Genomic DNA, 13,952 nt, shown 5'->3' with positions numbered 1-13,952 from the left:
ACGCTTCCTCCCCACGCTCGGTCGCCCTCACGCAGTTGCGCTTCGCTTCACTCGCCATGACCAGCTTGTGGCGGGACTTGCACCCGCAGGAGTGCGCCCGTGCCGGGCGCACACAAAAAAGCCGCTCCGGAGAGCGGCTTGTCCGAGGCGGCGCTTATTCGCCCTTCTCGCCTTCCAGCCTCAGCATGCCCACGCCCTCGCCCAGCGATAACAGCCCGGCCTTGGCGTAAATGCCCAGCTTGGCGCGGGTGTCGGTGATGTCGAGGTTGCGCATGGTGAGCTGGCCGATGCGGTCCAGCGGCGAGAACGGCGCGTCCTCCACTTTTTCCATGCTCAGGCGCTCGGGGGCGTAGGTGAGGTTGGGGCTTTCGGTGTTGAGGATGGAGTAGTCGTTGCCGCGGCGCAGTTCCAGCGTGACTTCGCCGGTCACGGCGCGGGCCACCCAGCGCTGGGCGGTTTCGCGCAGCATCATGGCCTGCGGGTCGAACCAGCGGCCCTGGTAGAGCAGACGGCCCAGGCGCAGGCCGCCCATGCGGTACTGCTCGATGGTGTCCTCGTTGTGAATGCCGGTGACCAGGCGCTCGTAGGCGATGTGCAGCAGCGCCATGCCGGGGGCTTCGTAGATGCCGCGGCTCTTGGCCTCGATGATGCGGTTCTCGATCTGGTCGCTCATGCCCAGGCCGTGGCGGCCGCCGATCTCGTTGGCCTTGAGGAACAGGTCCACCGGGGAGTCGAAGGTCTGGCCGTTCAACGCCACCGGCTGGCCTTCCTCGAAGCGCACGGTCACTTCCTCGGCCAAGACCTGACAGTCCTCGCGCCAGAAGGGCACGCCCATGATCGGGTTGACGATGCGGATGCCCGAGTTCAGGTGCTCCAGGTCCTTGGCCTCGTGGGTGGCGCCCAGCATGTTGCTGTCGGTGCTGTAGGCCTTCTCGACCGACATCTTGTAGTCGAAGCCGTTCTGGATGAGGAACTCGCTCATCTCCTTGCGGCCGCCGAGCTCGTCGATGAAGGTCTGGTCCAGCCAGGGCTTGTAGATCTTCAGGCTCGGGTTGGTGAGCAGGCCGTAGCGGTAGAAGCGCTCGATGTCGTTGCCCTTGAAGGTGGAGCCATCGCCCCAGATGTGGACGTCGTCCTCCTTCATGGCGGCCACCAGCATGGTGCCGGTGACGGCGCGGCCCAGCGGCGTGGTGTTGAAGTAGGTGATGCCGCCGGTGCTGATGTGGAAGGCGCCGCACTGCAGGGCGGCGATGCCTTCGTGGGCGAGCTGGCGGCGGCAGTCCACCAGACGGGCCTTCTCGGCACCAAAGCCCATGGCCTTGCGCGGAATCTCGTCGTAGTCGGATTCGTCCGGCTGGCCAAGGTTGGCGGTGTAGGCGTAGGGCATCGCGCCCTTCTTTTTCATCCACAGCAGCGCGGCCGAGGTGTCCAGGCCGCCGGAGAAGGCGATGCCGACTTTTTGCCCCTTGGGCAGGTGTTGCAGGATGGTGCTCATGGCAGGCTCGGGCGCTGGATCAGCCGAAGTGGCAGATGTAGTGGTAGGCCTCGGTCACACGAATGTCGAAGCTGCTGTTGCCGGGGATGCTGAACTTTTCCCCCGGGCCGGACTTGAGCCAGGTGTCGGTGCCAGCCAGCTTGTATTCGCACGCGCCGGCCACGCACTCCATGATCTCCGGTGCGCCGGTGTTGAAGGTCAGGGTGGCTGGCAGGATCACGCCCACGGACTTCTTCGTCCCATCGGGGAAGCTGATGCCGTGGCTGACACACTTGCCGTCGAAGTACACGTTGGCCTGGGTGTTGACGGTCACGCCGCCGATCCGGGAGGTGTTCATGGGAATGCGCTGGGAAGAAATGAAATGAAGGCGAACCCGTGATTTTAGGCCGGCGCCCCGGCACGGCCATGCCAGGATGCCGGCCCGGACGCCGCAGGATCAGAAACGGCAGATTCAGACGCGGCGCTGCCAGTTGGCGGCGTCGAAGCCGACGGTGACGGCGCCATCCGTCCACCGCACCACCGGGCGCTTGATCAGGCCGGGCCGGGCCAGCAGCACGACGCGAGCGCTGGCCGCGCCCACCACCGCGACACGCGTGACCTCGTCAAGGCTTCGCCAGGTCGTGCCCTTGCGGTTGACCAGCGCTTCCCAACCCATGGCAGCCAGCCAGACGTCCAGGGCCGCCTCGGGCACACCCTGCTTCTTGAAGTCGTGGAACGCGTGCGCCACGCCCAGCTCGCCGAGCCAGGCACGGGCTTTCTTGACGGTGTCGCAGTTGGAAATGCCGTAGAGGGTGATCATGAACGCGATGGTCTGGACCAATACCGGAGTGATGACCGGGTGGACGCCGGGCCGGTGGGACCGTCGCAGCCATGCATCCGATCGATCGGCCCGAGCACCCTGAAATTGGGGTCGGATCAGGGCCTGTTAACCATGGATGCGCCCGCGCCACATGCCCTCAAACCGCCACCACCGCGCGCAACTCCCCCAACCCCGCACCCGCCCGCAACTCCGCTGCCTTGTCGGTCGCTTCCCAGCTGAATTCGGGTTCGTCGCGGCCGAAGTGGCCGTAGGCGGCGGTTTTGGCGTAGATGGGGCGCAGCAGGTCGAGCATGTTGACGATGCCCTTGGGGCGCAGGTCGAAGTGGCGGCGCACCAGTTGTTCGAGTTTGGCGTCGTCGATCACGCCGGTGCCTTGTGTCGTCACCATGATGCTGGTGGGCAGGGCCACGCCGATGGCGTAGGAAATTTGCACCAGGCACTTTTTCGCCAGACCGGCGGCGACGATGTTCTTCGCCACGTAGCGTGCGGCGTAGGCGGCCGAGCGGTCGACCTTGCTCGGGTCCTTGCCGGAGAACGCGCCACCGCCGTGCGGGGCCGCGCCGCCGTAGGTGTCGACGATGATCTTGCGCCCGGTCAGGCCGCAGTCGCCCTGCGGGCCGCCGACGACGAAGCGGCCGGTGGGGTTGATGAGGTACTTGACCTCGCCGCGCATGAACTCGGGCGGCAGCACGGGTTTGATGATGTGTTCGATCACGGCTTCGCGCAGATCGGCCAGGGCAATGTCGGGGGCATGCTGGGTGGACAGCACCACGGTGTCGATCGCGGACGGGCGGCCGTTTTCGTAGCGGAAAGTGATCTGGCTCTTGGCGTCCGGGCGCAGCCAGGACAGGCGACCGTCGCGGCGCAACTGGCTTTGGCGCTCCACCAGGCGGTGGGCGTAGTAAATGGGCGCAGGCATCAGCTCGGGGGTTTCGTCGCAGGCGTAGCCGAACATCAGGCCCTGGTCGCCGGCGCCTTGGTCGAGGTTGTTGTCGTGGGCCTTGTCCACGCCCTGGGCGATGTCGGGGCTCTGCTTGTCGTAGGCCACCAGCACGGCGCAGCTTTTGTGGTCGATGCCGAAGTCGGCGTCGTCGTAGCCAATGCGCTTGAGGGTGTTGCGCGCCACCTGGATGTAATCGACCACCGCATTGGTGGTGATTTCGCCCGCCAGGACGATGAGGCCGGTGTTGGCCAGGGTTTCAGCGGCAACGCGGGAGGTGGGGTCCTGCGCCAGAATGGCGTCGAGGATGGCGTCGGAGATTTGGTCAGCCACCTTGTCGGGGTGGCCTTCGGACACGGATTCGGACGTGAAGAAGAATGAATCAGCCATTGCGGTGCTCCAGTTGGGTTGCAGTTCCGTCACCGCTTGAGACCCCGCACGGCGACGCTTTAGCGGTTTGGTTTCGGCAGCTCCGGGTTACCCCGCACTGCCAGTCGCCCCGCAAGTTGTCATTAACTCGGCGACCTGGTCGAATTCTAACCCTCGAACTCGCCGCCTGCTGATGCGTAACATTGCCGGTCTGGTGAAGTTGCCCATGATGAGCGATTCGACGCGGCACTGCCGAGTTGGCACTGCAGCCGCTGCCCGGAATGTCAGGCCGGGGCTGCATCATTCGTCCAGGGTGCTTGGCCAGCATCGCTGGCCCCATCGGCATTGTTTCGTTCCATCCACCCGAATCGCTCCGCGCCCACCCATGCTGCGCCTGTTTCGTGCGCTTTCCCATCTGCCCCTCGGCCTGCTTCAGGCCTTGGGCGCCCTGCTCGGGCTGGCGGTTTATGCCGCCTCGCCCACCTACCGCAAGCGACTGCGCGCCAATCTGGCGCAGGCCGGCTACGCGCCCAGCCGTCTGGGGCTCGACGTGGCGCGCGGCACCGGGCGCATGCTGGGTGAAATGCCCTATGTGTGGTTCCGCTTCGGCCCCAGCGCAGCCGTGCGCCGGGTGCAGCTGGTGGGCAAGGAGCATGTGGAGCAGGCCAAACGCGAGGGCCGCGGCATACTCTTCCTCACCCCGCATCTCGGTTGCTTCGAGGTGTCCGGCCAGGTGGTGTCGGAATGGCAGCCCATCACCGTGCTGTACCGCCCGCCGCGCAAGAGCTGGGTGGACAGCCTGGTGCAGGCCAGGCCGCGCGGGCAGTTGCGCGCCGCCCCAGCCACGGTCACCGGCATGCGCCCGCTGCTGCGCGCCCTGCGCCATGGCGAAGCCGTCGGCCTGCTGCCCGATCAGGCGCCGGGCGCCGGTGAAGGCGTGTGGGCGCCGTTTTTCGGCCGCCCGGCCTACACCATGACCTTGCCGGCACGGCTGGTGCAACTCACCGGCGCGCGGATCATCCTGGCGTTTGCCGAGCGCCTGCCACGCGGCCAGGGCTATGTGCTGCATTTCCTGCCCTTCGACGAAACCCTGCCGGACGACCCGGTGGAGGCGGCCACGCGCATCAACCTGGGGGTGGAGGGCCTGATACGCATGCGCCCGGAGCAATACCTGTGGGGCTACAACCGCTACAAGGCTCCGCCCGGGTCGCTACCCATGCCCAGCGCGCAATCGGACCAAGCCGCGCAACCGGGTGCCGCATCATGAGCCGCATCGGCCTCGGCCTGCTGTGGCTGCTGCACCTGCTGCCCTACGGCGTGATCGGGCGCATCGGCACCGCCATGGGGGTTGTGCTGTGGCCGCTGGCGCGCAAACGCCGCGCCATCACCCTGCGCAACCTGGAGCTTTGCTTTCCCGACTGGACCCAGGCGCGGCGCGAGCAGGTGGGCCGGGCGCATTTCATTTGCGTCAGCCGCGCTTTCCTCGAACGCGTGGTGCTGTGGTGGGCAAGTCCTGCGCGCCTGGAGCAGGTGCTGCACCTGCGCGGCGCGGTGGACGAAGCGCTGCATGGCGACGGCGCCGTGCTGCTGCTGGGCATTCACTTCGAGGGCATGGACGCGGCCTGGACGGCGCTGACCCTGGCGGCGCAGCGCCCGCTGTCGGGCATGTACACGCCGCAAAAATCCAAGGTGCTGGACCGCTGGGTGCTCGATGGCCGCAGCCGCTTTCACACCGAGCGCATCGTCTCGCGCCACGAGGGCGCTGGCGGCATGCTGCGCGCGCTGCGCCGCGGCACGCCGTTCTACACCTTGCCGGACATGGATTTCGGCGAGCGCCACTCGCGCTTCATTCCGTTTTTCGGCGTGCCTGCCGCCACGCTCGACGCCGTGCCGCGCCTGGCGGCCTCGAGCAAGGCGCGGGTCTACCCGGTGGTGGCGCGCATGCTGCCGGGCTACGCCGGCTACGAGATCACCATCCATCCGGCCTGGGACCATTTCCCCACCCTGCGGGATGGCCGCCTGGCCGACATCGACGCCGACCTGCTGCGCATGAACCACTTCATCGAGCAGCGCGTGCTGGAGATGCCCGAGCAATATCATTGGGTGCACAAACGCTTCAAGACCCGGCCGCCCGGCGAGCCCTCGTTGTACTGAAGGCTGCCGCGCTCTGTGGCCTGCATGCACGGCCGCCCCACCGATCCCGCCCCCTCAATCGCACGCGCATGAAACTGCAGTTCACCAAGATGCACGGCGCCGGCAACGATTTCGTCATGCTCGACGCCACGCGCGAGGCGCTGGCCCTGTCGCCGGCGCAACTGCGCCTGCTGGCCGACCGGCATTTCGGCGTGGGCGCGGACCAGATTCTGGTGGTGGAGCCCGCACCCTCGGCCGATGTCGACTTCCGCTACCGCATCTTCAACGCCGACGGCGGCGAGGTGGAGCAGTGCGGCAACGGCGCGCGCTGCTTCGTCGCCTTCGTGCGCCGCCGCGGCCTCACCGACAAGCGCAGCATCCGCGTGCTCACCCGCTCCGGCATCATCCAGCCGCGCCTGGAAGACGACGGCCGCGTCACCGTGGACATGGGCCCGCCGCGCTTCGCTCCGGCAGAGATTCCCTTCGACGACACCGGCCTGGCCCCGCGGCTCGAAGCCGGCTTCGAGCGCTGGCCGCTGGAGCTGGACGCAGCAGACGCCTCGGCCGCCGCCACAAGTTCCATCACCACCTGGATCAGCGCCTTGTCCATGGGCAACCCGCACGCGGTACAGCGTGTGGACGACGTGGACACCGCGCCCGTCACCACGCTCGGCCCACATATCGAGCACCACCCGCGCTTCCCCCAGCGCGTCAACGCCGGCTTCATGCAGGTGATGAACCCGCACCACATCCGCCTGCGGGTGTGGGAACGCGGCGCCGGCGAGACCCTGGCCTGCGGCACCGGCGCCTGCGCTGCCGTGGTCGCCGGCATGCGTCACGGCTGGCTGCAAAGCCCGGTGGAGGTGGATACCCACGGTGGCCGGCTCAGCATCGCCTGGGACGGTGCCGGCAGCCCGGTGTACATGACCGGCCCGGTGGCCCATGTGTTCGATGGCAACATTGAACTGTGAACGCGAAACGAACAACCATGACCGAGACACCGACCATGCAACTGACCGAACAGGACCTCGCCGCCTATCTGGCGGAACACCCCGACTTTTTCGAGCGCCACGCCGAGTTGCTGGCCGGGGTGCAATTGCAAAGCCCGCATGGCAACCGCGCCGTGTCGCTGCAAGAGCGGCAGATCGAGATGCTGCGCGACAAGATGCGCGTGCTTGAACATCGCCTGGCCGACATGATGCGCAACGCCGCGGAGAACGAAGCGATCTCCGGCCGCTTGCTGGACTGGGTTCGCGCCATGCTGCGCGAGGCCGACCCCGCCGCCCTGCCCCACACCCTGGTGCGCGAAATGCAGCAGCAGTTTCAGTTGCCGCAGGCCGCCTTGCGGCTGTGGAACCTGCTGCCGGCCTACACCACACAGGACTACGCCGCCGATGTGGGCACCGACATCCCGGTCCTGGCCAACAGCCTGAGCCAGCCGTATTGCGGCGCCAATGCCGGGTTCGAAGCGGCACGCTGGCTGGGTGCGGGCGCGCCGCCGCAGTCGATGGCGATGATTGCCCTGCGCGAGACCGACGAGGCTCCCGCCTTTGGCCTGCTGGTCCTGGGTTCGCCCCATGCCGACCGCTTCACCGCCGACATGGGCACGGAGTTCCTCACCCGCATCGGTCACCTCGCCTCGGCTGGCTTGCAGCGCCTGGTGCGCGGCGGCTGAAGCCGGCCACGCCAGGCCATACGCCACGGCCGCACGCATGCCGGACGTTCCCGCCCAAGTTCCAGCGCCTGGCGGGGCAGACGATCTCGCCGGCGCCTGCGTTCGTTATCTCGACATGCTGCGGCATGTGCGTCGCCTCTCGCCACGCACCCTGGTGAACTACGAGCGCGACCTGGGCGACCTGCGCCAGCGCGCCCAGCTGGCAGGCGCCGGGCTTGGTGGCATCGGCCCGCAACACATCCGCGCCTGGGTCGCGGCGCTGCATGGGGGCGGCATGACGCCGCGCGCCATCGCCGCCCGCTTGTCGGCCTGGCGCGGACTGTTCTCGTGGCTGGGGCTGCAAGGCCTGGTGGCCAGCAATCCGCTGCAAGACGTGCGCGCCCCGCGCGCCGCAAGGCCCTTGCCCAAGGCCATCAGCGTGGATCAGGCCGTGGCCTTGGCCGCGTATGCGCCACAGGACCATGCACCCGCATCCGCCGATCGCCGCACAGAGCAGACCCAGGCCTTGAGCCTCGCGCGCGGCCGGGCGATTGCCGAGTTGCTCTATTCCAGCGGTTTGCGCGTCTCCGAACTCACCAGCCTGGACACCCGCTACACCCGCGCCCCCGGCCACGAGTCGGCCGGCTGGGTGGACTGGGACGCCGCCGAAGTGACCGTGCTCGGCAAAGGCGGCAAGCGCCGCAGCGTGCCGGTGGGCGCGCCCGCCATGCAAGCCCTGCGCGACTGGCTGGCGCTGCGCCCGGCACCGAGCGGCGACGGCGGCGACCAGGCGGCCTTGTTCCTCGGGCCGCGCGGACGGCGCATCACCACGCAGCGCGTCTGGGTGGAATTGCGCGAACGCGCCCGCGCCGCTGGCCTGCCCACGGCCGTGCACCCGCACATGCTGCGGCATTCCTTCGCCTCGCATTTGCTACAGTCCAGCGGCGATTTGCGCGGGGTGCAGGAGTTGCTGGGCCATGCGAGCATCGCCAGCACCCAGATCTACACCCGTCTCGACTTCCAGCATCTGGCCAAGGTCTACGACGCCGCCCATCCCCGCGCGAAAAAGCGCTGATTCCCAGGCCCCATCACCCGAGCCGGCACAACCCGGCTCGCCACGGAACCCGCCATGAAAGTCATCCGCCTGCACGAAGGCAAGGAACGCGCCCTGCTGCGCCGCCATCCCTGGGTGTTCGCCGGTGCGGTTGCGCGCGGCGGTGGCGACAGTGGCGAGACGGTGCGGGTGGACGCGTCCGACGGCCGGGTGCTGGGCTGGGCGGCGTTCAGCCCGAATTCGCAGATTCGCCTGCGCATGTGGAGCTTCGACGCCGAGCAGCGCATCGACCGCGACTTTTTCCGCCTGCGCCTGCAGCAGGCCATCGCCCGCCGTGCACGGCTGGGCCTGGACATGCAGGCGGTGCGCCTGGTGCATGGCGAGTCCGACGGCCTGCCCGGCTGCATCGTCGACCGCTATGGCGACATCGTCGTGCTGCAGGCGCTGGCCGCCGGCATCGAGCGCATCAAACCCATGCTGGCGGAGTTGCTGCATGAGCTGCTGCCGCAGGTGCGCATTTACGAGCGCTCCGACGCCGGCGTGCGTGGGCTGGAGGGTTTGCAGCCGGTCAGCGGCTGGCTGCAAGGCGAGGGTGAAACCCGCGTCGACATCGCCGAAAACGGCCTGCACTATGGCGTGGACGTGGCCACCGGGCACAAGACGGGCTTCTACCTCGACCAGCGCGACAGCCGCGCGCGCTTCGCCACGCTGGTGCGCGAGCAGCGGCTGCGCAAGGTGCTGAACTGCTATGGCTACACGGGCGGCTTCACCCTGGCGGCGCTGGCGGGTGGTGCCAAACAGGTGTTGACGGTGGATTCCTCCGCGTCGGCGCTGGCCCAGGCCGAGGCCCATGTGCGGCTCAACGGCTTCGACACCGCGCGCGCGCCCATGCTCGACGCCGACGTCAATGCCACGCTGCGGCGCCTGCGCGAAGAGGGCCGGCGCTTCGACGCCATCGTGCTCGACCCGCCCAAGCTCGCCCCCACCGCAGCCGCGGCCGCGCGTGCGGCACGCGCCTACAAAGACATCAACCGCCTCGCGCTCACGCTGCTGGAGCCGGGCGGCTGGCTGTTCACCTTTTCCTGCTCGGGCGGGATTGACGCCGCACTGTTCCAGAGCATCGTCGCCGGCGCCGCGCTCGACGCCGGGGTGGAGGCCGACATCGTCGCGCGCGCCGCCGCGGGCGCCGACCACCCGCTGCTGCTGTCCTTCCCCGAAGGCGAATACCTCAAGGGCCTGCTCTTGCAAACCCGCTGAGCGGCATCATCTCAAGGGCGGTTTTAAACTGCCCGGTGGCGAGTTTCAAGCACACCCGCCGCCTCCCGCACTGCCAACCATCACCACCATGTCCACACCCCTGATTCCCGCCACCATCCTCACCGGCTTTCTCGGCAGCGGCAAAACCACCTTGCTCAAGCGCGTGCTGAGTGAAGCGCATGGCTCGCGCATCGCCGTGATCGAGAACGAGTTCGGCGAGGAGAACATCGACAACGACATCCTGGTGCAGGACAGCAAGGAGCAGATCGTGCAGATGTCCAACGGCTGCATCTGCTGCACCATCCGCGACGATCTGCGCGTGACCCTGGCCGACCTCGCCGCGCGCCGCCGCAAGGGCGAACTGGTGTTCGACCGCATCATCATCGAAACCACCGGCGTCGCCGACCCCGGCCCGGTGGCGCAAACCTTTTTCATGGACGACGAAATCGCCAGCCAGTATCTGCTCGATTCGGTGTTGACCTTGGTGGACGCCAAGCATGCCGGCCAGCAGCTCGACTCCCGGCTGGAAGCGCAACGCCAGGTGGGTTTCGCCGACCAGATTTTCATTTCCAAGGCCGACCTGGTGAGCGCCGGCGAACTGGCCGCGCTGCAGCACCGCCTGGCCCACATGAACCCGCGGGCGAAACAAAGCGTGGTGCATTTCGGCGAAGTGCCGCTCAAAGACGTGCTCGACCTGCGCGGCTTCAACCTCAACGCCAAGCTCGACATCGACCCCGACTTTCTCAAGGCCGACGACGCCGAGCATGACCATCACGACCATGATCACGATCACCACGACCATGCGCCCGGCGAGGCCTGCAATCACCCGCATCACCACCAACACGACGACGATGTGAAGTCTTTCGTCTTCCGCTCCGACAAGGCATTCGACCCCGCCAAACTGGAAGACTTTCTCGGCGCCATCGTTCAGATCTATGGTCCGCGCATGCTGCGCTACAAGGGCGTGCTCCACATGAAAGGGATCGACCGCAAGGTGGTGTTCCAGGGCGTGCACCAGCTCATGGGCAGCGACCTGGCCTCGGCCTGGGGCGCGCAGGAACAACGCCAGAGCAAGCTGGTATTCATCGGCATCGACCTGCCGCGCGACATCATCCTGCAGGGGCTGGAGCAATCGCTGGTGAGTTGATCGGTCAAGGTCGGCCTCTCTGGCGATCCCTCGATTGCCCCCTGTCGCGTTGCGCTGACGCGACATCCCGCGTGCATGGCACAAAGCCCCCGAAGCCAGCTCCATGCATCTGACTACAATCGGCCGGCTTCAGCGGTGCCCTGTCCGCACTGCTGAGCGGTTGCGATCATCCGTGGCGCAACGCGAGCATCATCAGATTCCAGGAGGAACTGTGGTCAAGGCGGCAAAACCAGAAACCAGCCGTGCGAAAAGCGCGGCCAGCAAAACCACACCGGCTCGGGGAGCCAAGACTGTTGTCAAGGCCGTCGTGGCCAAGCGCCCCGTGGCGCCGGCGGCCAAAGCGCCAGCACCCAAGCGCACGGCCGGGGCGACATCGCCCGCGGGCCTGAAGGCGCGGAAGACCACGACAGCGAGCCCGGCCAAACCCTTGGCGAAAGCCAAGGCAGCAATTCCCGTGGCCTCCAAGGCATCGGCCCATGCGCCTCCAGCAGTGACCAAAAGCGACCCATCCACCAAGACCCGCGCCTCGGCAGCCGCCCCTAAAACCCCAACTCCGGTTCGGGCTACACTGCCGCCCGCCCAAGCCCAAAAACCTGCACCCGCCGTGGCGAACCGCCCCCAGGTTGCCGCACCCATTTCAGCATCTTCAGCAGCCAAATCCATGAGCAGTCTCGCCCCCACACAAACCCCGGCGAAAGCCGATCCCAAGCTGGCCAATGCCTGGAAAATCAAGGCGCCCAAGGATCTGACCGACGCTGAAGTGCTCGCCATGCCCGAAAGCGAGTACATGAAAGCCGTCCAGCTGGAGTTCTTCAAGCACCGGCTGAGCACCCTGCGCAACGACATCCTGCGTAGCGCCGGCGAAACCACCGAGCACTTGCGCGAAGACACCCTGCTGGTGCCGGACCCCGCCGATCGCGCCACGATCGAGGAAGAACATGCGCTGGAGCTGCGCGCACGTGACCGCGAGCGCAAATTGCTGAAGAAGGTTGAGCAGGTTCTCTTGCTCATCGACGCTGGCGAGTACGGCTGGTGCGAGGAAACCGGCGAGCCCATCGGCATCGGCCGCCTGCTGGCACGGCCCACGGCCACCTTGTCGCTGGAAGCGCAGCAGCGGCGCGAGATGAAGCAAAAGATGTTCGGGGACTGAACCTGGTCGCCACCCCGCTTCAAGCACAGGCATGCCGATGAGTGATTCGAAACCGCGCAGCTTCTGGGGCCGGGTCGGTGAGTTCGTCAAAAACCCGACACAGGACTGGTCGCTCACACGCCACGAAAACGCCCTGCGCGACATGCAGGAGCAAGAGCAGGTCAAGGCGAAAGAAGAACAGCGCAAGCTCGATACCTTCATCCGCCGCCGCGAGCTGGCCTCGCTGCGGCGCCTGCGCAAGCGCCAGGCCGACGGCCTGCCGATCGACGACGCCTACACCGACGTGCCCGACACCGGCACCGGTACCGGCCCATCTGCGCCCGAGCGCGAAGCCACGCTGCGCAAGATCAACGAGATCGAGCAGTCCATGGTGCAGGAAACCGGGCAACAGGGGCGCGGTGGTCCCAGCCGGCCAGGCCCGCAGGCCAAGCAGATTCGCTTGGGCACTGGAGCACCCCAGGCGCCCGCATCTGGGCCAGGCGCACAACAGGCATTCGCCCCCCAGCCCGGGATGGAGCCGGGGCTAGGCTTCCAACCGACCGACCATCTCTCGCGGCATTTGCAACCGCCGCCGGTTGTATCTACGCCCGCCGCGCCCGGCGAGATCATCCAGGCCACCATGCCGGCCCCGACCCAGATGGCTCCAACCCAGATGGCACCGACCATGATGGGCATGACGCAACTCGCCGCCGATCATCCGCCGATGGATACCTGGATGAAAACCGGCGGCTTCGCATCCTCAAGTCCCATGGCCGTGGACGTGCAGGAAGGCGTATCGTCCAGCCCGCTGTTCGACCAGGCCTGTATCGACTTCGCCAATGGCCACGACCGCGACGCCGAGCGCGCCTTGCTCGACGCCATCTCCGGCTCTCCCGAGCGCGAGTTGGAGAACGAGTTCTGGCTGGCCTTGTTCGACCTCTATCGCGCCGGCGGCGACAACCCGAAATTCGAGGCTCTGGTGAACGACTACGTCGATCGCTTCCAGTCCTCGGCGCCGTCCTGGGATACGCCGGCACCCCAGAATTTGCACGCCGCGCATGCAGCCGCCCGCGCGCGCGCCGCTCAGCCTGCCGCTGCGGGGCCTTCGTCCAATTTCACCGCTCTGGGCGAGCTCGATGCGGCGCAGTCACGCGCCCTGCTGCTGCTGGCGCGGGGCGGGGTGCGTCAGGTCGTACTCGAATTCAGTGGCCTGACCAGTATCGCCCCGGGAGCCCAGACCTTCTCGCTGGAGGCCTTCAAGGTGCTGAACGCATCCAGTGGCTGCGTCATCGAACTGGCCGGAATTTCCAATCTGACGGAGGCTTGTGCCGCAGCCGCGCCTCCCATGCAGCGCGATGCCGACCCGGGCTGGTGGGGTTTGCGCCTGGAGGCCTTGCGCATGGCGGGCGAACAGGAGGCCTATGAGAACGCCGCGCTGGACTATTGCGTCACTTACGAAATTTCTCCGCCGACCTGGGAACCCAGCCACGCCAAGGTCCATGTGCTCACTGCCGACGCGGCCGCTGGCCTGAGCCGGCCCATGTCGCAGCATTCGCGGCCCTCGCAAGCGCAGGCCAGCAGCCTGATTCCCAGCCAGTTCAGCACCCATTTTGGCAACACCGACACAGGCGTGGCGTTCACCCAGTTGCGAGGCGACATCAAGGGCGGCAGCGAAGACTTCCTCAAGCCGCTGGATCAGGCCGCAGCCGGCCATGGCGCCGTGGTCGTCGACCTCAGCGAACTGCGCCGGCTCGACTTCGCCAGCGCCGGCATCATGCTCAATTGGGTGATGTCGCAGAGCAGCGCCGGGCGCGCGGTGCAGTTCGAAGGCACGCACCGGCTCATCGCCGGGCTGTTCGTCATTCTCGGGATCAACTCGGTGGCTCAAATCCAGTTGCGCAAGTTTTAAGTTCCAGTCTGCGTTCAGATTCCGCGCTGCCCCACCGCCGCGCAC

At 67.2% G+C, this 13,952-nt stretch carries 13 protein-coding genes; 9 read left to right on the top strand and 4 right to left on the bottom strand.

The window, feature by feature from the left end; translation table 11 throughout:
* Window positions 1-154 precede the first annotated feature (154 nt).
* The 4 genes from argG to metK form a co-directional block, all read right to left on the bottom strand.
* Window positions 155-1,495, bottom strand: a complete 1,341-nt coding sequence (gene argG / locus ACYCUK_RS07280; RefSeq protein WP_461594129.1) for an argininosuccinate synthase — start codon at window positions 1,493-1,495, stop codon at window positions 155-157.
* A gap of 19 nt (window positions 1,496-1,514) precedes the next feature.
* On the bottom strand, window positions 1,515-1,832 hold the full coding sequence (gene ppnP, locus ACYCUK_RS07275) for a pyrimidine/purine nucleoside phosphorylase (protein WP_461594128.1): 318 nt from the start codon (window positions 1,830-1,832) through the stop codon (window positions 1,515-1,517).
* A gap of 114 nt (window positions 1,833-1,946) precedes the next feature.
* Complete coding sequence (locus ACYCUK_RS07270) at window positions 1,947-2,294, bottom strand: ArsC family reductase (protein WP_461594127.1); 348 nt, start codon at window positions 2,292-2,294, stop codon at window positions 1,947-1,949.
* Between the two features lie 157 nt (window positions 2,295-2,451).
* Complete coding sequence (metK, locus tag ACYCUK_RS07265) at window positions 2,452-3,645, bottom strand: methionine adenosyltransferase (RefSeq protein WP_461594126.1); 1,194 nt, start codon at window positions 3,643-3,645, stop codon at window positions 2,452-2,454.
* Between the two features lie 364 nt (window positions 3,646-4,009).
* Between metK and ACYCUK_RS07260 the strand changes: the two genes are divergently transcribed.
* From ACYCUK_RS07260 to ACYCUK_RS07220, 9 genes are all read left to right on the top strand, one after another.
* Window positions 4,010-4,891, top strand: a complete 882-nt coding sequence (locus ACYCUK_RS07260) for a lysophospholipid acyltransferase family protein (protein WP_461594125.1) — start codon at window positions 4,010-4,012, stop codon at window positions 4,889-4,891.
* Window positions 4,888-5,778 carry an LpxL/LpxP family acyltransferase gene (locus tag ACYCUK_RS07255; RefSeq protein WP_461594124.1) on the top strand — a complete coding sequence of 297 codons (891 nt, stop codon included), beginning with the start codon at window positions 4,888-4,890 and terminating at the stop codon, window positions 5,776-5,778. The genes ACYCUK_RS07260 and ACYCUK_RS07255 overlap by 4 nt, the downstream gene beginning before the upstream one ends.
* A gap of 68 nt (window positions 5,779-5,846) precedes the next feature.
* A complete protein-coding gene (dapF, locus tag ACYCUK_RS07250) occupies window positions 5,847-6,728 on the top strand; it encodes a diaminopimelate epimerase (protein WP_461594123.1) in 882 nt (293 codons plus the stop codon).
* Window positions 6,729-6,745: 17 nt separating this feature from the next.
* Window positions 6,746-7,432, top strand: coding sequence for a DUF484 family protein (locus ACYCUK_RS07245; RefSeq protein ID WP_233224645.1), 687 nt, complete (start codon window positions 6,746-6,748; stop codon window positions 7,430-7,432).
* A 37-nt stretch (window positions 7,433-7,469) separates the two neighbouring features.
* Window positions 7,470-8,486, top strand: coding sequence for a tyrosine recombinase XerC (locus tag ACYCUK_RS07240; RefSeq protein ID WP_461594122.1), 1,017 nt, complete (start codon window positions 7,470-7,472; stop codon window positions 8,484-8,486).
* 54 nt (window positions 8,487-8,540) lie between these two features.
* The gene (locus ACYCUK_RS07235) at window positions 8,541-9,722 is read left to right on the top strand and encodes a class I SAM-dependent rRNA methyltransferase (protein WP_461594121.1); all 1,182 of its coding nucleotides are present in this window, start codon (window positions 8,541-8,543) and stop codon (window positions 9,720-9,722) included.
* A gap of 88 nt (window positions 9,723-9,810) precedes the next feature.
* Window positions 9,811-10,869, top strand: coding sequence for a CobW family GTP-binding protein (locus ACYCUK_RS07230; protein ID WP_461594120.1), 1,059 nt, complete (start codon window positions 9,811-9,813; stop codon window positions 10,867-10,869).
* 661 nt (window positions 10,870-11,530) lie between these two features.
* Window positions 11,531-12,019: an RNA polymerase-binding protein DksA gene (dksA, locus tag ACYCUK_RS07225; RefSeq protein ID WP_461594119.1), complete on the top strand. Its 489-nt coding sequence runs from the start codon at window positions 11,531-11,533 to the stop codon at window positions 12,017-12,019.
* A 37-nt stretch (window positions 12,020-12,056) separates the two neighbouring features.
* Window positions 12,057-13,907 (top strand): STAS domain-containing protein, encoded by a 1,851-nt coding sequence (locus tag ACYCUK_RS07220; RefSeq protein ID WP_461594118.1) that lies wholly within the window; start codon window positions 12,057-12,059, stop codon window positions 13,905-13,907.
* Window positions 13,908-13,952 lie beyond the last annotated feature (45 nt).

The sequence above is a fragment of the Thiomonas sp. genome, from assembly GCF_054608695.1.
The sequence above is the reverse complement of the archived record's forward strand: the minus strand, read 5'-3'. Positions and strand labels throughout refer to the sequence as shown.